This window comes from Micrococcus cohnii, from assembly GCF_014205175.1.
Classification (GTDB): domain Bacteria; phylum Actinomycetota; class Actinomycetes; order Actinomycetales; family Micrococcaceae; genus Micrococcus; species Micrococcus cohnii.
Map to the genome: position 1 here is coordinate 105,142 of NZ_JACHNA010000001.1, position 19,750 is coordinate 124,891.

The window sequence follows — 19,750 nt, forward strand, 5'->3', positions numbered from 1 at the left end:
ATGACCGCGAAGACCCTCGACGGCAAGGCCACGGCCGCCACGATCAAAGACGAGCTGCGCGTGCGCGTGCAGGCTCTGGCCGAGCGCGGGGTCACCCCGGGTCTGGGCACGGTGCTCGTCGGCGACGACGCCGGCTCGCAGAAGTACGTGGCGGGCAAGCACCGGGACTGCGCGCAGGTCGGCATCACCTCCATTCAGCGCGAGCTGCCCGCAGACGCGACCGAAGAGCAGATCCTGCAGGTGGTGCGCGAGCTGAACGAGGATCCGGCCTGCACCGGGTACATCGTGCAGCTGCCCCTGCCGAAGCAGGTGGACACCCAGAAGGTGCTCGAGGCGATCGACCCGGCCAAGGACGCCGACGGCCTGCATCCGATGAACCTGGGCCGCCTCGTGGCCTCGGTCTCTGGCGAGCTCGACTCGCCGCTGCCGTGCACGCCGGCTGGCTGCGTCGAGCTGTTGCGCCGGCACGGTGTCGAGCTGGCCGGCAAGCACGTCGTGGTGATCGGCCGTGGAGTGACCATTGGCCGCCCGGCCGGCCTGGTGCTGACCCGCCGCGAGGTCAACGCGACCGTGACGCTGGCCCACACCGGCACCACCAACCTGGACGAGCTGCTCGCCAGCGCCGACGTGATCATCGCCGCCGCAGGCTCCGCGCACATGGTGAAGCCGGAGCAGGTCAAGGACGGTGTGATCGTGCTCGACGTGGGCGTCTCCCGCGTGACGGGCGAGGACGGCACCTCCCGTGTGCTCGGCGACGTGGACCCGGCCGTGGCCGAGAAGGCGGCGTGGATGGCGCCCAACCCCGGCGGTGTGGGCCCCATGACCCGCGTGATGCTGCTGGCCAACGTGGTCGAGGCGGCCGAGCGGGCCGCCGCGGCACGCTGAGCCCCAGCACGTCTCACACGTCGGTGCCGGGCCGCCCCGTGCGTGCCCGGTGCCGACGCAGCAGGTCCAGCCCGGAGGAGACGAACACGATCGTCCAACTGACGGCGACGACGCCGAGGGCGACGACGAGCGCGTGGGCGAACGGCTCGGCCGACGCCGTGGCGGTTCCGTCGCCCGGCCCGGTGGCATAGAACGCACCGAGCACCACGGCCATGCCGATCGAGGTGCCCACGCGCTGTGTGGTCTGCGCGACGCCGCCGGCGGACCCGGCGCGGGCGGGGTCGACGTCGTCCATCATGAGCACCTGCGCGCTCGTCATGATCAGCGCTTGGGAGGCGCCCTGCGGCACCAGCAGGGCGGCGATCGTCCACACCGGCAGCGTGCCGGCCGCGACGGGACCGGCGCACGCCATGATCGCCAGCATTGCACCGACGCCCATGGCGGCGCCGACGAACACGAACCACGGACCGCAGCGATGCACCCGCGCCCCGATCCACGTCGAAGCGGCCGTCACCACGAGCGCTCCGGCCAGAGTCATCAGGCCGGCGACGAACGCGCTGTGCCCGAGACCGCGCTGCACGAAGACCGCGATCACGGCGAACGCAGCCGGCATCGTGCCCATGTAGAGGGTCGCGTGCAGCGTCGAGAACGTGAACGAGGGGCGCTGGAACAGGGACGGGTCCACCATCGGGTGCACCCCGGTGCGCGGGGCGGCGGCGCGCACCCGCCGCTCCCACAACCACCACGTCACGAGCAGGGCGGCTGCCGGGGCGAGCAGCCAGACGGTCCCCGGGGCGATGAAGGGGACCATCAGGCACACGGTCGCCGCGGCCAGCAGCACGACGCCGACCGAGTCCAGGGCCCGCAGCGCCCCCAGCGGCGAGAGCGCCGACCGCTCCAGCACGGTCTGCGTCGGCGGGTGCAGCCAGAGGGCGGCCAGCACGGTGGCGAGCAGACCCACGGGCACGCTCACGAGGAAGGCGGCACGCCATCCCCACTGATCGCCGAAGGCCTCGAGCAGCAACCCGCCCAACGGGGGCCCGACGGCCACGCCGAGCCCGATCACCGTGCCGAACATGCCGTAGGCCTTGCCGCGCGCCGAGCCGGTGAAGGTCGACTGGATGACACCGATGATCTGCGGATTGAACAGACCCGCCCCGATGCCGGTGAGCAGACGCGCCGCGTTGAGCATTCCGGGGGAGACCGCCAGCCCGGAGAGCAGGGAACCGAGGGCGTAGACCGCGATGCCGACCAGGAACAGGGGCTTGCGGCCGAACAGATCGCCGGCTCGGCCGGAGGCCACGAGGACGACGCCGAAGGTGAGCGTGTACCCGGCGAGCACCCACTGCAGGTCCGCGGTGCCCGTTCCGAGTCCCGTCTCGATCGCGGGCAGGGCCACGTTGACGATCGACACGCTCATCAGCGAAATGAACAGCGGCATGAGCAGCACGGCCAGCACCCGGCGCTGTCGCGGGGTGAAGCGCGGCGCGTCGTCAGCGGGGGCGTCGGAGACGGGGGAGCGGCTCATCCGGCCAGGATAGGCGGACCCGCATCTCGAGCTGGGCTGTGCGGTGGGCGAACGGATTCGTGACTCGGGTCGCCGGTGCGGGACAATGGGGGCCAGCCTCGGCCGACCCGTCGGGGCATGTCCACGCTCGAGGCGTCGCCGCCGGCCGGCCGCGACGCTGCGGATCCAGGAGAACATCCGTCCCATGGCCCAGTCCCTGCCTTCGTCTGAGAACGTCTCGCAGTCCCGTCGCCCCCGAGGAGGCGGCCTGCAGATCGGCTCGCTCGGCTTCGCGGTGATGATCACCGTGCTTTTGGTCGCGCTGCTGTTCGCCGCGAACCAGAACACCGTGATCGGGTGGCTGCTGGTGGCGATCTCGGCAGGATGGCTGCTGTTCGCGGTCATCGTGTTCTGGCAGATGCGCCGGGGGCTGCGCTCCGCGGCCCGCCGCATGGACGACGCGGTCGCCCGCTCGGCCGACGCGATGGCCCGGCCCGCCGAGCAGGCGCCCGTCGCCGCGTCCCGCCGCGAGGCAGCGGCGCCGGAGGCCCCGGCGTCCTCCGGCGATCCGATGCGCGATACGAAGCTCGACCACTCGTTCAAGATCTGCCAGGTGCAGACCCGCGTCATCACCGAGCAGCTGAACCAGGACGGTCCGCTGGACCGCGAGATGGTCGAGCGCGCACTGGAGACCATCACCATCACGGCGTCGAACGCCCGTGACATGATCAAGGAGTCCGGCCCGGCCGCCGGCGGTGCCTCCCGCCGCGACGCCGAGGGCCCGGTGAGCGGAGAGGTGATCGACTGATGACGACGCTGCCCGAACGCGACCCCGAGACCGGCCGCTACCCCGAACCCGCCGAGGGGGAGCCCGTCGTCCATGCGAACGCGAACGCCCCCAAGGCCGACGGTGCGCTGCGCGTGGCCACCGTCAACGTCAACGGCATCCGCGCGTCGCATCGCAAGGGCATGGCCGCGTGGTTCGCCGGCCGCGGCGTCGATGTGCTGACCCTCCAGGAGGTCCGGGCCCCCGCCGAGGTCACCGCGACGCTCGTCCCCGAGATCGTCGGCGACGACTGGGACGAGGTCCACGTGGCCGACGCGATCGCCGCGGCGAAGGGCCGCGCGGGCGTCGCGATCGCCTCCCGTCTGCCGATCGAGGCGACGCGGGTGGGCATCGGCGACGAGGACGCGTACTTCGACGACGCCGGCCGCTGGATCGAAGCGGACCTGCGTCTTCCCGACGGCTCCCTGTTCACGGTGGTCTCCGCCTACGTGCACTCCGGCGAGGTCGACACCCCCAAGCAGGTCGACAAGTACCGCTTCCTTGACGAGATGACCCGCCGCCTGCGCGAGTTGGCCGCGGCGGACCACCCCGCGCTCGTGACCGGCGACCTGAACGTGGGCCACACCGAGCGGGACATCAAGAACTGGAAGGGCAACGTCAAGAAGGCCGGGTTCCTGCCCGAGGAACGGGCCTACTTCGACCGATTCTTCGGCGAGCTCGGCTGGGTGGACGTGGCCCGCCGCCTCGCCGGGGACGTCGCCGGCCCTTACACGTGGTGGTCCATGCGCGGCAAGGCGTTCGACAACGACGCCGGCTGGCGCATCGACTACCACATGGCCACCCCGGACCTCGCCAAGCGGGCGAGACAGGCCGTCGTGGACCGCGCCCCGAGCTGGGGCACCCGTTTCTCCGACCACGCCCCGCTCGTCGCCGACTACCAGTTCTGAACCCGGGAGGATCCTCGATGACCGAGCAGACCCAGCAGCAGGCGCGCGGCGCGCGCAGGAACACCGTGGCGGACGTCCTCGCCCAGGACCCCGCGACGACGGCCCACCTGCCCGGTGCAGGGCGGGGGCACCGCGTGCTCTCGGGGATGCAGCCCTCGGCGGACTCGCTGCACCTGGGCAACTACCTGGGCGCCCTCGTGAACTGGGTGCGCACCCAGGACGACGTCGAGTCCTTCTTCTTCGTCCCGGACCTGCACGCGATCACCGTGCCGCAGGAGCCCGAGGCGCTGGCCCAGCGCACGCGCGTCGCCGCGGCCCAGTACATCGCGGCGGGCATCGACCCGCAGCGCTCCACCCTGTTCGTGCAGTCGCAGGTGCCTGAACACGCCCAGCTGGCCTGGGTGCTCACCTGCATGACGGGCATGGGCGAGGCCATGCGCATGACGCAGTTCAAGGACAAGGCCGCGAAACAGGGCCAGGACGCCGCCGGGGTCGGGCTGCTGGCCTACCCGATGCTCATGGCCGCGGACATCCTGCTGTACCAGCCGCACGGGGTGCCCGTCGGTGACGACCAGCGCCAGCACGTTGAGCTCACCCGCACGCTCGCGCAGCGGTTCAACCACCGGTTCGGCGAGACGTTCGTGGTGCCCACCGGTTTCTATCCGGAGGCCGGCGCGCGCATCTATGACCTGCAGGCCCCCACGTCGAAGATGTCGAAGTCCGCGCAGTCCCCGAACGGGCTGATCAACATCCTCGACGCCCCGAAGACCATCGCCAAGCGCATCAAGTCGGCCGTCACCGACGACGGCACGCAGGTGCGCTTCGACCGCGAGGCCAAGCCGGGCGTCTCGAACCTGTTGACGATCCTCTCGGCGGTGACGCAGCGGCCGGTCGCTGCGCTCGAGGCCGAGTTCGAGGGCAAGATGTACGGCCACCTCAAGGTCGCCGTCGCGGACGCCGTGGTGGAGGCCCTCGCTCCCATCCGCGAGCGCGCCCTCGAGCTGCTCGAGGACCCGACCGAGCTGGACCGGATTCTCGCCGACGGGGCGCACAAGGCCCGCGAGGTCGCTCAGCCGGTGCTGCAGGACGTCTACGCCAAGGTCGGTTTCCTTCCTCCGATGGGCTGATCCGCGGGGCATCTCATCCCTGAGGGGGAAGCGTGCGACACAGGCGACTGCCAGGATGGTCACCGGCATAGAAACAGTGACGAAAGGCAGGTCGATGGCCGCGACAGCGACGCAGGGGGCACCGCCGAACGGGCCCCGCTCACCGAGGACAGGAACCGAGCCGGTCCTGGAGACGGAGAACCTGGTCAAGATCTACGGCAAGGGCCCCTCGCGCTTCGACGCGCTCAAGGGCCTGACCCTGCAGATCCACCGGGGTGAGTCCGTCGCGATCGTCGGCAAGTCCGGATCCGGCAAATCCACGCTCATGCACCTGATCGCGCTGCTGGACCAGCCGAGCGCCGGCGTCGTGGCGATGGACGGACAGCCCGTCTCCCAGTTGAAGACCTCCCAGGTGGCGAAGCTGCGCAATGAGACCTTCGGGTTCGTGTTCCAGCAGTTCTTCCTCAATCCGGGGCAGACCGTGCTCGAGAACGTCATGCTGCCCCTGAAGATCGCCGGCGTGGGCCGGGCCGAGCGCAAGCGCCGCGGCATGGAGGTGCTCGACCGCCTCGGCTTGGCGGACAAGGCCAAGAACAAGGCGACCGACCTCTCCGGTGGCCAGAAGCAGCGCGTGTGCATCGCCCGTGCCCTGGTGAACCGGCCGACGGTGCTCTTCGCTGACGAACCGACGGGGAACCTCGACACCGCGACCTCCGAGGTCGTGGAGGACATCCTCTTCAGCCTCAATCGTGAGGAGGGCATCACCCTGGTCGTGGTGACCCACGACGACGACCTCGCCGCCCGCTGCGACCGGCGGATCGAGATGCAGGATGGGCTGATTATCGCGGACAGCCGCGAGAGCACGACCGAGGGCGCACACCGAACGGGGGAGCGGGCATGAGGATGATGGACGTCGCCGGGACGGCGCTGAGCAACACGTGGCGGTCGAAGGCCCGCACCCTGCTGACGGTCATCGCGATCGTCGTGGGAGCGTTCACCCTGACCCTGACCTCTGGTCTGGGCGCCGGCGTGAACAAGTACGTGGACACCGTGGTCGAGGGCTTTGGCGCCCCCGACGAACTGAGCGTGTCCAAGCAGAGTGACACGCCCGCCGGCGGCGGCATGATGGGCGGTGCTCCGACCGAGTACGAGGAGGAGACCGGCGGTGGCGAGATGTTCGGCACGCCGCTGCTGACGAAGAAGGACCTGGAGGCGATCGAGAAGACCAAGCACGTCACCGACGTGGAGACGGTCCGCATGGTCGAGCCCGATTACATTCAGGGCGAGGACGGCACCAAGTGGCAGGTCCCGTTCATGGGCAGCTCGGCCGAGATCGACATGCTCTCCCTCGACGCCGGCCGCGCACCGGTCGAGGACGCCGCGGAGATCACCGTGCCGGTGGAGTGGGTTGAGCCCCTCGGTGGAAAGTCGGCCGAGGACGTCCTCGGGCAGCAGGTCACGCTCGCCGCCTCGAACCCGCTGCAGGAACGCGACACCGTCACCGCCACCGTGGTCGGCGTGACGGGCACGGCCGCCTCGGGCTCGGGAGCGGGCCCGGTGCCGTCGGTCTCGCTCGAGCAGGACCTGCACGACATCACGACGAAGGGTCTGCCCGAGCAGCAGCGCAACACCTACTTCCAGGCCACCGTGACCGTCGAGGACATGGAGGCCAACGAGCAGGCCGTCAAACAGTCGCTGGCGGAGCAGGGCTACCAGGCCCAGACACTGGAGGAACAGCTCGGCGTCATCCGCGGGATCATCGACGCGGTGACCTGGGTGCTCAGCGGCTTCGGCTTGATCGCCCTGCTGGCGGCGAGCTTCGGCATCATCAACACCCTGCTGATGTCGGTGCAGGAGCGCACCCGCGAGATCGGCCTGATGAAGTCTCTGGGCATGAGCTCCGGCAAGGTCTTCACGCTGTTCTCCATGGAGGCGGTCATGATCGGACTGATGGGCTCGGTGGTCGGCGTCGGGCTGGGCCTGGCCGTCGGCTTCGGGGCGAACGCCCTGCTCGTGAACGGCGCTCTGAAGGACGTCGCCGGGCTCACCCTGTTCGCGCTGAACCCGCTGGCGATCCTCGGCACGATCGGGCTGATCCTGCTCATCGCCTTCCTCGCCGGCACTCTGCCGGCCCTGCGCGCGGCACGGAAGGACCCGATCAGCGCCCTGCGTTACGAGTGACCAGCCCGCGGACGAGCGTCGCGTTCCCCGGCGTGGCGCCGCGACGCGTCCGCGCGACCCCAGACGACTCCAGCAGAGCTCAGAGGAAGGAATGACGATGAACCCTCAGGACCACGATGGCGCGCCGAATGCGGCTGAGCACGGCCGGCCGCCGCACGGTCAGCCGTACGGCCATCCGCAGCAGGAGGCCCCGGGCTCCCGGTACGGCACGCAGGCCTACACACCACAGGCCCAGTACGACGTGATGCAGGAGCCGAAGAAGTACCGCACGCTGCTCACGCTCACCCTGGCCAGCCTGGGCCTGTACGTGCTGAACCTGCTGCTCTCGATGCTCATGACCGGCGACGACAAGTACCGTCGCTACCTGCAGGAGTCGGCGACCGCCGGGGACCAGTCCCTGTCGGCCGACGAGCTCGAGCAGATCACCTCCGTCATGAATCTGGTGATGATCGGCACGATCCTGGTCTCCGGCATCATCGGCATTGCGATGTACCTGCTGGTGTACTTGGGCCTCAAGAAGAAGAAGGGCTGGGCGCGCATCCTGGGCATCGTGTTCGCGATCCTCGGGGTGCTCAGCACGGCGGGCAGCCTGATCACCATCGGCGCGACGGCCTCAGGCGTCCTGCTGGTCGCATTGCTGCTGGTCAGTGTCGCGTTCCTGGTGGTGAACGTGCTGTGGCTGCTCCACGCCTTCGGCAAGGACGTGACGGCGTACCTGCAGCAGCAGAAATTCCTGCACGCCGCCCGGTGAACCCGTGGGGCCGCCGCGCCCCGTATGGCACACGGCCACACCCGAGGACGCCCCGGCGTCCGAGCCGCGTCCCGACCGGGGCCGGCCCGGACGCCGGGGCGTCGGTCATGCGAGACAATGGCCCCATGGCTTCCCCGCAGGCACACCACCCCGACGTCCCTCCTGGCCAGCTGCACCCTGAGGTGCGCCGAGGGCGCTCGCGTCTGCTGAACATCACCGTCGTGACGGGACTGTTCTCCACGCTCGCGATCACCGGCATGACCGTCCTGCACCAGGACCAGGACCTCGTCCGCGGCATCCTCGAGGCCCGGTCTTGGGGCGTCGACGAGGTCACGGACCGTGAGGTCGCCGCGATGACCACGGGATCCGGCGACGTCGTTCTCGCGGCGCTCGGCTCGATCGCCCTCACCGCGGCCATCTGGTTCGGCGTGCACCGACTCTGGCGCCTCGCCCGGTGGGCCGCCGTCGTCATCGCCGTGCTCTGCCTGCTCACGGCGGCCTTCTGGTCCGTCGACGGCGGGCAGCTCATGTGGCACGGCGGCGGGCTCGGCGTCGCGGTGCTCGCGGCCGTGTGCGCGATGGGCACCTCCTGCGCCGTGTGGCTGCTCGTGGCGTTCAACCGGCTCGTGCGGGACGCCTTCGACAGGTGACGACGCCGCCGTCGAGGCCACGCTGAGCGCTGCATCAACGATGAGGGCCCCGCCCTCCCGGCAGCATGCCGGGGAGCGGGGCCCTGAGCGCATCAGGCGCCGTCGGAGCGGCTCAGACGGAGCGGGCCAGAATGGCCTGCTTGACCTCGGCGATCGCCTTGGTCACCTGAATGCCGCGCGGGCACGCATCGGTGCAGTTGAAGGTCGTGCGGCAGCGCCACACGCCTTCCTTGTCGTTCAGGATCTCCAGGCGCATGTCGCCGGCGTCGTCACGCGAGTCGAAGATGAACCGGTGCGCGTTCACGATCGCGGCCGGGCCGAAGTACTGGCCGTCAGTCCAGAACACCGGGCACGACGAGGTGCACGCTGCGCACAGGATGCACTTGGTGGTGTCGTCGTAGATCTCGCGATCGTGCTGCGACTGGAAGCGCTCACGGGTCGGCTCGTGGCCCTCGGAGACAAGGAACGGCATGATCTCGCGGTAGGACTGGAAGAACGGTTCCATGTCCACGATCAGGTCCTTCTCGACCGGCAGGCCCTTGATGGCCTCGACCGTGATGGGCTTGGACAGGTCCAGGTCCTTCAGCAGGGTCTTGCAGGCCAGGCGGTTGCGGCCGTTGATCCGCATCGCGTCCGAGCCGCAGATGCCGTGGGCGCAGGAGCGACGGAACGACAGCGAGCCGTCGTGCTCCCACTTGACCTTGTGCAGGGCGTCCAGCACGCGGTCCGTGCCGTACATGGTGAGCTTCCACTCGTCCCAGTACGCTGCCTCCGAGTCCTCCGGGAGGTAGCGGCGCACGCGCAGGACGATGTCGAAGCTCTCGACGCCCCCGGCGTCTCCGGAGCCCTGGTTCAGCTCGACCTTCGAGGCCGGCTCGGCGGTTTCGGTGACTGCAGTGCTCATCAGTACTTACGCTCCATCGGCTGGTAACGGGTGATGACGACCGGCTTCGTATCGAAGCGGATGCCCTTGACGCCCTCCATCTCCGCGGTCTCGTCGCGGTAGATCATGGTGTGCGCCATGAAGTTCTCGTCGTCGCGGTCCGGGTAGTCCTCGCGGTAGTGACCGCCGCGGGACTCCTTGCGGCCCAGGGCGGCCAGGGTCATCGCCTCGGCGATGTCCAGCAGGTACCCGAGCTCGACGCCCTCGAGCAGGTCGAGGTTGAAGCGCTTGCCCTTGTCCTGCACGGAGATGTTGCGGTGGCGGGTGCGCAGGTCCTCGATCTCGGCGAGCGCGCGGCGGATCGACTCCTCAGTGCGGAACACCTGCATGTCGGCGTCCATGACCTCCTGGAGGCGAGCCCGCAGGTCAGCGACCTTCTCCGTGCCGGTGGCCGAGCGCAGGTTCTCGATCTGCTCGACAATCGGCGCCTCGCCGTTCTCCGGCAGGTCCACGAAGCCGGCCGTGCCCGCGTACTCCGCGGCGTAGATGCCCGCGCGACGGCCGAACACGTTGATGTCCAGCAGTGAGTTGGTGCCGAGCCGGTTCGAGCCGTGCACGGACACGCAGGCGACCTCGCCCGCGGCGTAGAGGCCCGGCACGACGGTGTCGTTGTCCTGCAGGACCTCGCCCTTGATGTTCGTCGGGATGCCGCCCATGAAGTAGTGGCAGGTCGGGAAGACCGGCACCGGCTCGGTGTACGGCTCGACGCCCAGGTACGTGCGCGCGAACTCCGTGATGTCCGGGAGCTTGGCGTCGATGTGCGCCGGCTCCAGGTGGGTGAGGTCGAGCAGCACGTAGTCCTTGTTCGGTCCGCAGCCGCGGCCCTGGCGGACCTCCTCGGCCATCGACCGCGCCACGATGTCACGCGGCGCCAGGTCCTTGATGGTCGGGGCGTAGCGCTCCATGAAGCGCTCTCCGTCGGCGTTGCGCAGGATGCCACCCTCGCCGCGAGCGGCCTCCGAGAGCAGGATGCCCAGGCCGGCCAGGCCGGTCGGGTGGAACTGCACGAACTCCATGTCCTCGAGCGGCAGGCCGGCGCGGTAGGCGATGGCCATACCGTCGCCGGTCAGGGTGTGCGCGTTCGAGGTGGTCTTGAAGACCTTGCCGGCGCCGCCGGTGGCGAACACGACCGACTTGGCCTGGAAGACGTGGATCTCGCCGGTGGCGAGCTCATAGGAGACAACGCCGGCCACGCGCTTCTGCGTGTACGCGGTGCCGTCCTCGCGGGTGGCCTCCTCGTCGACCATGAGCAGGTCCAGCGCGTAGAACTCGTTGTAGAACTCCACGTTGTGCTTGACGCAGTTCTGGTAGAGCGTCTGCAGGATCATGTGGCCGGTGCGGTCCGCGGCGTAGCACGCGCGACGCACGGGCGACTTGCCGTGGTCGCGGGTGTGTCCGCCGAACCGGCGCTGGTCGATCTTGCCCTCGGGCGTGCGGTTGAACGGCAGGCCCATCCGCTCGAGGTCGAGCACCGCGTCGATGGCCTCCTTGGCCATGACTTCAGCGGCGTCCTGGTCCACCAGATAGTCGCCGCCCTTGATGGTGTCGAAGGTGTGCCACTCCCAGTTGTCCTCCTCGACGTTGGCCAGGGCGGCGCACATGCCGCCCTGGGCGGCGCCGGTGTGGGAGCGGGTCGGGTAGATCTTGGTGAGCACGGCGGTGCGGGCGCGCTGCCCCGATTCGATGGCCGCGCGCATGCCGGCTCCGCCGGCGCCGACGATGACCACGTCGTACTTGTGTACCTGCATTCTCAGGCTTCTCTCTTTCGTGTCTGTCTCGCGCTCGTCCCGGGCGGGCCCGGGGGCGTCGGGTCGATGACGTTGCTCGGTGTCTGAACGAGGTCAGCCGTGGCAGAACGCGGGGACGTCCTTCAGCAGCTGGCCGGACGCGTCGACCATGCAGGGCTCGAAGGTGAAGATCACCAGGGTGCCGAGGATGATGATGGCGGCGGTCGCCACGTACAGGATCATCGACAGCCAGAACCGGACCCGATCCTTGTGGGCGTAGTCGTTGATGATCGTGCGCATGCCGTTGGTGCCGTGCAGCATTGCCAGCCACAGCAGCAGCAGGTCCCAGAACTGCCACATTGGGTCGGCCCACTTGCCGGCCACGAAGCCGAAGTCGACGCCGGCGATGCCCTCGCCGACCAGCAGGTTCGAGATCAGGTGGCCGAAGATCAGCACGACCAGCACGACGCCGGACAGTCGCATGAACAGCCATGCGAGCATCTCGAAGTTGCCCTTGCCGCCCTTGCTTCGCGTGTACTTCGGGTCGATCCGACCCGTGCGCGGAGCGGCGATGGTGGTCTCAGTTGCGTGGCTCATGGATCAGTGACCTCCGAAGGCGAGCGCGAAGTGACGGATACAGAAGCCGATGGTCAGCACGGCCCAGAGGGCGAGCACGACCCAGAGCAGGGTCTTGTGGTGCTTCGTGCCACCGGCCCAGAAGTCCACGAGGATGATCCGCAGGCCGTTCAGCGCGTGGAACAGGATGGCGGCGACCAAGCCGGCCTCGCCGAGGGCGAAGTACCACGTCTTGTAGGCGCCGATGACGGCGTCGTAGGCCTCGGGCGAGACGCGTACGAGCGACGTGTCGAGCACGTGCACGAGTAGGTAGAAGAAGATGACGACGCCGGTGATGCGGTGGCCCACCCAGGACCACATTCCGCCGTAGCCGCGGTACAGGGTCCCTCGGCCTTCTTTGGCCGGGGCCTGCGCAGTGGCACTAGTCACGGTTGATTACCTCCCAGGGAAATGCACGGCCCCCGGCTCGTCGGCGAAGGTGTGCTGGCGAGGGGCGCAGGGGTACGCGGTGCGAAGTGGATTCCATCGTCCAGAATAGCCCCTGATTGAGCTGATAGCGGAGTGGGCGCCGGTGTGTGACGCGCCGTGCTCGCCGTGCGCGATGCGTACGCTGTGTCCCATGAGCGACCAGAACCTTGACGCAGCGCCCCTGTCGGAGGCGGCGCGCGACGCCCTCTCCCGTTTCCACGCGGTCATCCCGGCCGGCGGAGTCGGCACACGGCTGTGGCCCCTGTCCCGGGCGGCCGCCCCCAAGTTCCTCCACGACCTGACCGGATCGGGCCAGACGCTCATCCGCGCGACGTGGGATCGTCTCGCTCCGCTGGCCGAGCAGGGGATGACGGTCGTCACCGGACGCGTGCATCGCGACGCGGTCGTGGGACAGCTTGATGAGCTCGTCGAGGAGAATCTGGTGCTCGAGCCGGAGCCCAAGGACTCGGCGGCGGCAATCGGCCTGGCCGCGGCGATCCTGTCGCTGCGCGATCCCGAGACGATCATGGGCTCCTTCGCCGCTGACCAGGTGATCGCCCCCGTGGATCGCTTCCAGCAGGCCGTGACCCAGGCGGTCGTGACGGCGGCCACCGGGAAGATCGTCACCATCGGCATCACGCCGAGCCATCCGGCGACCGGCTTCGGCTACATCCGCACCGGCCGCTCCCTCCGCCTCTCGGACGCCCCCGACGCGCACGACGTGGCCGCGTTCGTCGAGAAGCCGGATCAGCGAGTCGCCGAGCAGTACGTGCGCTCGGGCCGCTACCTGTGGAACGCCGGCATGTTCGTGGCGCCGGTGCGCCTGATGCTCGAACACCTCGAGGCCAATGAGCCCGAACTGCACGCCGGGCTCATGCAGATCGCCCGAGCCTGGGACACCGACGAGCGCGATGAGGTGCTCGCCCGCGTGTGGCCCACCCTGAAGAAGACCGCCATCGACTACGCGGTGGCCGAGCCCGCCGCCGCGGTCGGCGACGTCGCGGTCGTGCCGGGCACCTTCACCTGGGACGACGTGGGCGATTTCGCCGCGATCGCACGACTCAACCCGGTCCGCGATTCCTCGGGCATCACCGTCATCGGCGAGACGCCGCGCGTCTACTCGACCGACGCCTCCGGCGTGGTCGTGACGGACACCGAGCGCGTCATCGCCCTGATCGGCATCGAGGACGTCGTGGTGGTCGACACCGAGGACGCCCTGCTGGTGACGACCACGCAGAACGCGCAGGAGGTCAAGAAGGCCGTCGAGTCGCTCAAGAAGGACGGGCGGGACGACGTCCTCTGAGCGGCCGTCCGCCATGAGGGCGCCGGCCGCGCGAAGATGACGAGATCGGCCTCGAGGCAGCCGCCGCCACCGGCTCCTCCGGTAGCCTCGCGGAGCATGACCGACGCCACGACCCGTCCTGCCGACCCCACGGCCCCGCCGAGTTCAGCGGTCGAGGTCCCGTCGACCAGACCGACGGTCGCGGCCGTTGAGCCCGGGGCGCGTGCGCTGCGCCGGGCGGTACACGCGGAGCCGGAGCTCGGGCACGTCGAGCACCGCACGACCGCCGCCCTTCTCGACCACCTGGCACGTGCAGGCCTTCAGCCACAGCAGCTCGAGGACACCGGTGCATACGTCGACGTCGGGACCGGGCCGCTCGTGCTCGGCCTGCGCGCGGACATCGACGCCCTGCCAGTCGACGAGCTCACCGGCCTCGATTACGCCTCGCGGCACCAGGGCATCGCACACGCATGCGGCCACGACATGCACACCGCGGTCATGGCCGGCACCGCCGTGAGCCTGCATCGAATCCTGACCGGCCGCGGCGGAAGCCGGGCCCTCGACGAGGCGGCCTCCCGGGCCGGCGGCCGGGTCCGCGTCATCTTCCAGCCGGCCGAGGAGATTCAGCCCGGCGGAGCTCTCGGCGTCATCCAGCAGGGGGCGCTCGAGGGTCTGCCACGCATCCTGGCCGCGCACTGCGAGCCGCGCTTCGACGTCGGGACGATCGGCACCCGCATCGGCGCGATCACCTCGGCCGCGGACACCGTGCGGATCACGCTCACCGGGCGCGGCGGGCACACCTCCCGCCCGCATCTGACCGAGGACATGGTCTTCGCGCTGAGCCAGATCGCGGTGAACGTGCCCGCCGTGCTCTCCCGCCGCATCGACGTGCGCTCGGCCGTCTCTGTGGTGTGGGGACAGATCGCCGCCGGCTCGGCGCCGAACGCGATCGACTCCGTCGGCACTCTCTCCGGCACGATGCGCTGCCTGGACGCCGAGGTCTGGGAAGAAGCCGGAAGCCTGCTCGACGAGGTGGTCACCCAGGTCGCGGCCCCCTACGGGGTCCGGGTAGAGCTCGAACACATCCGCGGTGTGCCGCCGGTGACGAACAGCGAGGCGGAGACCGCGGTGATCGAAGCGGCGGCTCGGCGCGAGCTCGGGGCGGACGCCATCCAGCTGACGCCGCAGTCGATGGGCGGCGAGGACTTCGCCTGGATGACCCAGCAGGTGCCCGGGTCGATGCTCCGGCTCGGCACACGCACCCCCGGAGGACCCGTCTACGACCTGCATCGCGGCGACTATGCGCCCGATGAGCGCGCGATCGGCGTGGGCATGCGTGTGTTCACGTCTGCGGCGCTCGGCGAGATGCTCGGTGCATCCGGTGCCGGCACGGAAGGCCGTGGCCGTGGGTGACGTGGACTGGACGGCTCTGCGTGCCGCGGCACTGGCAGCGGCCGCCCGCGCCCATGCCCCGTATTCGGGGTTCCGCGTCGGTGCTGCGGCCCTGGTCGACGACGGCCGGACCGTGGCCGGCTGCAATGTCGAGAACGCCTCCTACGGGCTGACGTTGTGCGCCGAATGTTCGCTCGTGTCCGATCTGCACATGAGCGCCCCGACCGATGCACGGGGACGACCCCGCCCCGGCAGGCTCGTCGCGTTCGTCTGCGTGAACGCCGCCGACGAGGTCACCATGCCGTGCGGACGCTGCCGGCAGCTGCTCTGGGAGTTCCGGGCCCCGGAGATGCTCGTGTGGGGTCCGTCCGGCCCCCTGCCCATGACGGCAGTGCTGCCCGAAGCCTTCGGTCCCGACGATCTGAGCTGAGGCACTATCCTGGCCGGACCGCGGCGGGGCCGTCCCGGCCGCGACCGTCCCGGACCCCGCAGGAGGAGCCCATGACCGACCCGGCCGGCGCCGCGACCCGCCACGAGTCGTTCGACGCGATCGAGGTCATCCGTGCCAAGCGGGACGGACAGCGCCTGTCCGACGAGCAGATCGACTGGGTCGTCGACGCGTTCACCCGCGGCGTGGTGGCCGACGAACAGATGTCTGCGCTGGCCATGGCGATCCTGCTCAACGGCATGGACCGGGCGGAGATCGCGCGGTGGACGCGGGCGATGATCGCGTCGGGGGAGCGGATGGACTTCACCGGGCTGCGCACGGCAGACGGCCGACCCCTGGTCACGGCCGACAAGCACTCCACCGGAGGCGTGGGGGACAAGATCACCCTGCCGCTGGCCCCGCTCGTGGCGTCCTACGGGGTCGCGGTGCCGCAGCTGTCCGGCCGCGGACTCGGCCACACCGGGGGCACCCTCGACAAGCTCGAGGCGATCCCGGGCTGGCGTGCCGAGTTGAGCGGCGAGCAGATCATGCGGCAGCTGAGCGAGGTCGGCGCGGTGGTCTGCGCGGCCGGCGCGGGGCTCGCCCCCGCTGACAAGCGCCTGTACGCGCTGCGCGACGTGACCGGCACGGTCGAGTCGATCCCGCTGATCGCCTCCTCGATCATGTCCAAGAAGATCGCCGAAGGGACGCGGGCGCTCGTGCTGGACGTCAAGTGCGGTTCCGGGGCCTTCATGAAGGACGAGGCCGACGCGCGCGAGCTCGCGCGCACGATGGTGGAGATCGGACGTGACGCCGGCGTCGACACCACGGCGCTGCTCACGGACATGTCCGCACCGCTGGGACGCGCGGTCGGCAACGCCCTCGAAGTGGCCGAGGCGCTCGAGGTGCTCGCCGGTGGCGGACCGCCCGACGTGGTCGAGCTGACCGTCGAGCTGGCCCGGCACATGCTGGCCGGTGCGGGGGTGTCCGACGTGGACCCGGCCGAACACCTCGCCGACGGGCGCGCCATGGACGTGTGGCGGCGCATGGTCGCCGCCCAGGGCGGAGACCCGGACGCCGCCTTGCCACGGGCCCGTCACACCCAGACCGTCACCGCGTCCCACGACGGGGTGCTCACGGGCACCGACGCGATGGCCGTGGGCCTGGCGGCGTGGCGCCTGGGCGCCGGCCGGGCGCGTCAGGGTGACCCCGTGCAGGCCGCGGCCGGAGTCGAGCTGCACATCGGCCTCGGCGAGCCGGTGCATGCCGGCGACGTGCTGGCGACCCTGCACACCGATGAGCCGGAGCGGTTCGATCGCGCCCGGGCCGCGCTGGCCGACGCGTTCGTCGTGCAGGCGCCCGACCTCGCCCGCGACGCGTCGCTGCGCGCTCGGTCCGTCGTGCTCGAGACCGTCCGTCCGGACGTCGCCTGACGCCCGCCCGTCGCCGACCGCCGCCGTGTTCGCTCGTCTCGAGGACTTCATCCTCCACGCCGCCGCTCAATGGTGGGTGCTGCCGTTCACGTGGCTGATGTGCGTCCTGGACGGGCTCGTCCCGGTGTTCCCGTCCGAGTCGCTGCTGGTCGCCCTGGCCGCGATCGTGGACGACGGCCGCCCGTTCCCCCTCGGCGCCCTGTGGGTCGTCGGGATGCTCGGCGCCTTGATCGGCGACAACGCGGCCTACGCCCTGGGCCGGATCGTCGGCGTCGACCGCTGGCGCTGGATGCGCACGTCGGTGGTGGCCGGGGCCATGACCACGGCGCGGCGCCACTTGGACAGGCGCGGTGCGTTCTTGTTGCTGACGGCTCGCTTCGTGCCCGGAGGCCGCGTCGCGGTGAACCTGACGGCCGGCGCGAACCGCTACTCCTACCCGCGGTTTCTCGTGCTCGACGCCGTCGCGGCGTCGGTGTGGTCCGCGTACTCGATCCTGATCGCGCGCCTCAGCGCCGGATGGCTGGACTCTCCGCTGCTGCAGATCGTCGCCGCGCTGCTCGGCGCCGCGATCGTCGGCCTGGTGCTGGACCGGATCGTGAGCGCCGCGCTGCGTCGCCGTGGAACCCCAGCGGCGGGGGAGGGCCCTCGAGCGGGCTGATGCGCTGACCTAGACTGCGGGCGTGATCACCGCAGACTGGCAGAACAGCTTCTCCGACGCCCCCGGACCCCTCGAGATCGACCTGGCCGCGCTGCCGAAGGCATGCCTGCACGACCACCTGGACGGCGGGCTGCGCGTGGGCACCGTGCTGGAGCTCGCCCTCGAGGCGGGACTGACGCCGCCGGCGGACACCGAGGAGGAGCTCGCCGAGTGGATCTCCTCCCACGCCAACGGGGAGTCCCTCGAGAAGTACCTCGAGGTGTTCGCGCTGACCACCTCCGTCATGCAGACCGCCGACCAACTGCGCCGCGTCGCCCGCGAGTTCGTCGAGGACCTGGTCGAGGACGGCGTGGTCTACGGCGAGATCCGCTGGGCCCCCGAACAGCACCTCGAGGCAGGCCTGAGCCTGGACGAGGCCGTCGAGGCGGTGCAGTCCGGGCTCGACGATGCCGTGGCGGCGGCTGCGGCCGACGGGCACGAGATCCGCGTGGGCCAGCTGATCACCGCGATGCGGCACGCCGACCGTGCTCAGCAGGTGGCCGAGCTGGCCGTGCGGCACCGCGACCGCGGGGTCGTGGGCTTCGACATCGCCGGCGCCGAGATCGGGTTCCCGCCCTCGCGCTTCACCGACGCCTTCACGTACCTCGCGCAGCACCACGTTCCGGTCACCGTCCACGCCGGCGAGGCAGACGGGATCGAATCGATCCGCGAGGCTCTCGTGCACGGACGCGCCCAGCGGCTCGGTCATGGCGTCCGTCTGGCCGACGACATCTCGGTGCAGTACGGCGGCGTCGACGAGGACGGGACCGAACTCGACGCGGACACGGGCCTGGTCGAGCTCGGGGACACCGCGGCGTGGGTGCGGGACCGTCAGATCCCGCTCGAGGTGTGCCCGTCGTCGAACCTGCAGACCGGCGCGGTGGCCGCAGACCAGGGGATCGCGGCGCACCCGATCGATCTGCTCGTGCAGCTGGGTTTCCGCGTCACGGTCAACCCGGACAACCGGCTCGTCTCCGGGGTGTCCCTGACCGATGAGCTGTACCTGCTGGCCGAGACGTTCGGCCACTCGCTCACCCAGTTGCTTCAGCTGCAGCTCAACGCCGTCGAGTCCGCCTTCCTACCGCTGGACGAACGTGAGGAGCTGGCCGAGACGATCGTCACCGGCTGGGCCGAGGCGATCTCCGGCCAGACTCCGCGGCTGACCGTGCTGGAGGCCGACCAGGACGGCCCCGACGACGACCTCGAGGACTGAGCCGCCCATGAGTGAGGCCGTCGGACGGCTCGTCGCGGTCGTCGACGCCCTGCGCCAGCACTGCCCGTGGACCCGGGCGCTTACCCATGAGGAGCTCACCGAGTACCTCGTGGAGGAGGCCTATGAAGCGCTCGAGGCCATCGAATCCGGCGCGCCGGAGGCAGAGCTGCGCGGCGAGCTCGGGGACGTCCTGTTCCAGGTGGTGCTGCACGCGGCCATCGCCGACGGGCGCGGTGCGTTCAGCCTCGACGATGTGGCCGAGACGATCACCGCCAAGATGCTCCGCCGCAACCCGCACGTGTTCACCCCGGACGGCCGGCTGCGCCCGCCCGAGGAGCTTGCCTCGGTCACGGTCGAACAGATCGAGCGGCAGTGGGAGCGCATCAAGGCCGAAGAGAAGCGGGCCCTGGCCGCGGACGAGCGTGGTGGGACGGCGGGGTCGACGGACGATGCCGCCGACCCGGCGCAGTCCGTGTTCGCGGAGCTGCCGGCGCACCTGCCGGCGCTCGCGGCCGCGGCCAAGGCCGTCGACCGGGCCGCGCGTCGCGACCCGGATCCGCTCGTCGCCGAGCGCTCCGCGGCGGCCGCTCCCACCCCGGGAGAACCCGGCGCCGCAGCGGCCGACCCGCTGGCTGACGAGACCGCCCTCGGCGCCCACCTGTTCGAGCTCGCCGCCCGCGCCCGCCGGGCCGGCCTCGACCCCGAACGAGCGCTGCGCAGGCATCTGGCGGTCCGGGCCGGCCGGGTAGGCTGAGCCGTGCGCCGTCCAGTCGGACCG

The 19,750-nt window shown here is 70.5% G+C and carries 20 protein-coding genes; 15 read left to right on the forward strand and 5 right to left on the reverse strand.

Annotation, left to right across the window (positions count from 1 at the left end):
• The gene (locus HDA30_RS00425; protein ID WP_184240761.1) at window positions 1-885 is read left to right on the forward strand and encodes a bifunctional methylenetetrahydrofolate dehydrogenase/methenyltetrahydrofolate cyclohydrolase; all 885 of its coding nucleotides are present in this window, start codon (window positions 1-3) and stop codon (window positions 883-885) included.
• A 13-nt stretch (window positions 886-898) separates the two neighbouring features.
• On the opposite strand, the gene HDA30_RS00430 is transcribed toward HDA30_RS00425, so the two are convergent.
• On the reverse strand, window positions 899-2,413 hold the full coding sequence (locus HDA30_RS00430; RefSeq protein WP_246418665.1) for an MFS transporter: 1,515 nt from the start codon (window positions 2,411-2,413) through the stop codon (window positions 899-901).
• 184 nt (window positions 2,414-2,597) lie between these two features.
• Here HDA30_RS00430 and HDA30_RS00435 point away from each other — a divergent pair, with 184 nt between their 5' ends.
• The 7 genes from HDA30_RS00435 to HDA30_RS00465 all read left to right on the forward strand — a co-directional run bounded on the left by HDA30_RS00435 (window position 2,598) and on the right by HDA30_RS00465 (window position 8,814).
• On the forward strand, window positions 2,598-3,200 hold the full coding sequence (locus tag HDA30_RS00435) for an MraY family glycosyltransferase (protein ID WP_184240762.1): 603 nt from the start codon (window positions 2,598-2,600) through the stop codon (window positions 3,198-3,200).
• Window positions 3,200-4,126: an exodeoxyribonuclease III gene (locus tag HDA30_RS00440; RefSeq protein ID WP_184240763.1), complete on the forward strand. Its 927-nt coding sequence runs from the start codon at window positions 3,200-3,202 to the stop codon at window positions 4,124-4,126. Before HDA30_RS00435 ends, HDA30_RS00440 begins: the two co-directional genes overlap by 1 nt.
• 17 nt (window positions 4,127-4,143) lie before the next feature.
• Entirely contained in the window at window positions 4,144-5,253 is a 1,110-nt protein-coding gene (gene trpS, locus HDA30_RS00445) for a tryptophan--tRNA ligase (protein WP_184240764.1), read from the forward strand.
• A gap of 94 nt (window positions 5,254-5,347) precedes the next feature.
• Window positions 5,348-6,133 carry an ABC transporter ATP-binding protein gene (locus HDA30_RS00450; RefSeq protein WP_158495432.1) on the forward strand — a complete coding sequence of 262 codons (786 nt, stop codon included), beginning with the start codon at window positions 5,348-5,350 and terminating at the stop codon, window positions 6,131-6,133.
• The gene (locus tag HDA30_RS00455) at window positions 6,130-7,413 is read left to right on the forward strand and encodes an ABC transporter permease (RefSeq protein ID WP_184240765.1); all 1,284 of its coding nucleotides are present in this window, start codon (window positions 6,130-6,132) and stop codon (window positions 7,411-7,413) included. The genes HDA30_RS00450 and HDA30_RS00455 overlap by 4 nt, the downstream gene beginning before the upstream one ends.
• Window positions 7,414-7,504: 91 nt before the next feature.
• Complete coding sequence (locus HDA30_RS00460; protein WP_184240766.1) at window positions 7,505-8,164, forward strand: hypothetical protein; 660 nt, start codon at window positions 7,505-7,507, stop codon at window positions 8,162-8,164.
• 125 nt (window positions 8,165-8,289) lie between these two features.
• On the forward strand, window positions 8,290-8,814 hold the full coding sequence (locus tag HDA30_RS00465; RefSeq protein WP_184240767.1) for a hypothetical protein: 525 nt from the start codon (window positions 8,290-8,292) through the stop codon (window positions 8,812-8,814).
• Between the two features lie 112 nt (window positions 8,815-8,926).
• Here the strand turns inward: HDA30_RS00465 and HDA30_RS00470 are convergent, their stop codons facing one another.
• From HDA30_RS00470 to sdhC, 4 genes are all read right to left on the reverse strand, one after another.
• A complete protein-coding gene (locus tag HDA30_RS00470; RefSeq protein ID WP_158495436.1) occupies window positions 8,927-9,718 on the reverse strand; it encodes a succinate dehydrogenase iron-sulfur subunit in 792 nt (263 codons plus the stop codon).
• A complete protein-coding gene (sdhA, locus tag HDA30_RS00475; RefSeq protein ID WP_184240768.1) occupies window positions 9,718-11,505 on the reverse strand; it encodes a succinate dehydrogenase flavoprotein subunit in 1,788 nt (595 codons plus the stop codon). Before sdhA ends, HDA30_RS00470 begins: the two co-directional genes overlap by 1 nt.
• Window positions 11,506-11,598: 93 nt before the next feature.
• Window positions 11,599-12,081 carry a succinate dehydrogenase hydrophobic membrane anchor subunit gene (locus HDA30_RS00480; RefSeq protein WP_158495438.1) on the reverse strand — a complete coding sequence of 161 codons (483 nt, stop codon included), beginning with the start codon at window positions 12,079-12,081 and terminating at the stop codon, window positions 11,599-11,601.
• Between the two features lie 3 nt (window positions 12,082-12,084).
• Window positions 12,085-12,489, reverse strand: coding sequence for a succinate dehydrogenase, cytochrome b556 subunit (gene sdhC / locus HDA30_RS00485; RefSeq protein ID WP_184240769.1), 405 nt, complete (start codon window positions 12,487-12,489; stop codon window positions 12,085-12,087).
• A gap of 190 nt (window positions 12,490-12,679) precedes the next feature.
• On the opposite strand from sdhC, the gene HDA30_RS00490 reads away from it, so the two are divergent.
• From HDA30_RS00490 to HDA30_RS00520, 7 genes are all read left to right on the forward strand, one after another.
• Window positions 12,680-13,831: a mannose-1-phosphate guanylyltransferase gene (locus HDA30_RS00490; RefSeq protein WP_158495440.1), complete on the forward strand. Its 1,152-nt coding sequence runs from the start codon at window positions 12,680-12,682 to the stop codon at window positions 13,829-13,831.
• A gap of 96 nt (window positions 13,832-13,927) precedes the next feature.
• A complete protein-coding gene (locus tag HDA30_RS00495) occupies window positions 13,928-15,223 on the forward strand; it encodes an amidohydrolase (RefSeq protein ID WP_184240770.1) in 1,296 nt (431 codons plus the stop codon).
• Window positions 15,216-15,632, forward strand: coding sequence for a cytidine deaminase (locus HDA30_RS00500; protein ID WP_343059242.1), 417 nt, complete (start codon window positions 15,216-15,218; stop codon window positions 15,630-15,632). Before HDA30_RS00495 ends, HDA30_RS00500 begins: the two co-directional genes overlap by 8 nt.
• Before the next feature lie 71 nt (window positions 15,633-15,703).
• The gene (locus HDA30_RS00505) at window positions 15,704-17,062 is read left to right on the forward strand and encodes a thymidine phosphorylase (RefSeq protein WP_184240772.1); all 1,359 of its coding nucleotides are present in this window, start codon (window positions 15,704-15,706) and stop codon (window positions 17,060-17,062) included.
• A 25-nt stretch (window positions 17,063-17,087) separates the two neighbouring features.
• Entirely contained in the window at window positions 17,088-17,720 is a 633-nt protein-coding gene (locus tag HDA30_RS00510; RefSeq protein WP_184240773.1) for a VTT domain-containing protein, read from the forward strand.
• A gap of 22 nt (window positions 17,721-17,742) precedes the next feature.
• Complete coding sequence (locus HDA30_RS00515) at window positions 17,743-18,972, forward strand: adenosine deaminase (protein ID WP_343059243.1); 1,230 nt, start codon at window positions 17,743-17,745, stop codon at window positions 18,970-18,972.
• 7 nt (window positions 18,973-18,979) lie between these two features.
• Window positions 18,980-19,726, forward strand: coding sequence for a MazG nucleotide pyrophosphohydrolase domain-containing protein (locus HDA30_RS00520; protein ID WP_184240774.1), 747 nt, complete (start codon window positions 18,980-18,982; stop codon window positions 19,724-19,726).
• The last annotated feature ends 24 nt before the right edge of the window (window positions 19,727-19,750 follow it).

Bases quoted from the DNA above. Each gene is read 5' to 3' on its own strand.
- HDA30_RS00440 (WP_184240763.1), top strand. From the start codon at position 3,200: ATGACGACGCTGCCCGAACGCGACCCCGAGACCGGCCGCTACCCCGAA.
- HDA30_RS00455 (WP_184240765.1), top strand. From the start codon at position 6,130: ATGAGGATGATGGACGTCGCCGGGACGGCGCTGAGCAACACGTGGCGG.
- HDA30_RS00450 (WP_158495432.1), top strand. From the start codon at position 5,348: ATGGCCGCGACAGCGACGCAGGGGGCACCGCCGAACGGGCCCCGCTCA.
- HDA30_RS00490 (WP_158495440.1), top strand. From the start codon at position 12,680: ATGAGCGACCAGAACCTTGACGCAGCGCCCCTGTCGGAGGCGGCGCGC.
- HDA30_RS00465 (WP_184240767.1), top strand. From the start codon at position 8,290: ATGGCTTCCCCGCAGGCACACCACCCCGACGTCCCTCCTGGCCAGCTG.
- HDA30_RS00480 (WP_158495438.1), bottom strand. From the start codon at position 12,081: ATGAGCCACGCAACTGAGACCACCATCGCCGCTCCGCGCACGGGTCGG.
- trpS (WP_184240764.1), top strand. From the start codon at position 4,144: ATGACCGAGCAGACCCAGCAGCAGGCGCGCGGCGCGCGCAGGAACACC.
- HDA30_RS00425 (WP_184240761.1), top strand. From the start codon at position 1: ATGACCGCGAAGACCCTCGACGGCAAGGCCACGGCCGCCACGATCAAA.
- HDA30_RS00430 (WP_246418665.1), bottom strand. From the start codon at position 2,413: ATGAGCCGCTCCCCCGTCTCCGACGCCCCCGCTGACGACGCGCCGCGC.
- HDA30_RS00435 (WP_184240762.1), top strand. From the start codon at position 2,598: ATGGCCCAGTCCCTGCCTTCGTCTGAGAACGTCTCGCAGTCCCGTCGC.
- sdhA (WP_184240768.1), bottom strand. From the start codon at position 11,505: ATGCAGGTACACAAGTACGACGTGGTCATCGTCGGCGCCGGCGGAGCC.
- HDA30_RS00470 (WP_158495436.1), bottom strand. From the start codon at position 9,718: ATGAGCACTGCAGTCACCGAAACCGCCGAGCCGGCCTCGAAGGTCGAG.
- HDA30_RS00495 (WP_184240770.1), top strand. From the start codon at position 13,928: ATGACCGACGCCACGACCCGTCCTGCCGACCCCACGGCCCCGCCGAGT.
- HDA30_RS00460 (WP_184240766.1), top strand. From the start codon at position 7,505: ATGACGATGAACCCTCAGGACCACGATGGCGCGCCGAATGCGGCTGAG.
- HDA30_RS00520 (WP_184240774.1), top strand. From the start codon at position 18,980: ATGAGTGAGGCCGTCGGACGGCTCGTCGCGGTCGTCGACGCCCTGCGC.
- HDA30_RS00505 (WP_184240772.1), top strand. From the start codon at position 15,704: ATGACCGACCCGGCCGGCGCCGCGACCCGCCACGAGTCGTTCGACGCG.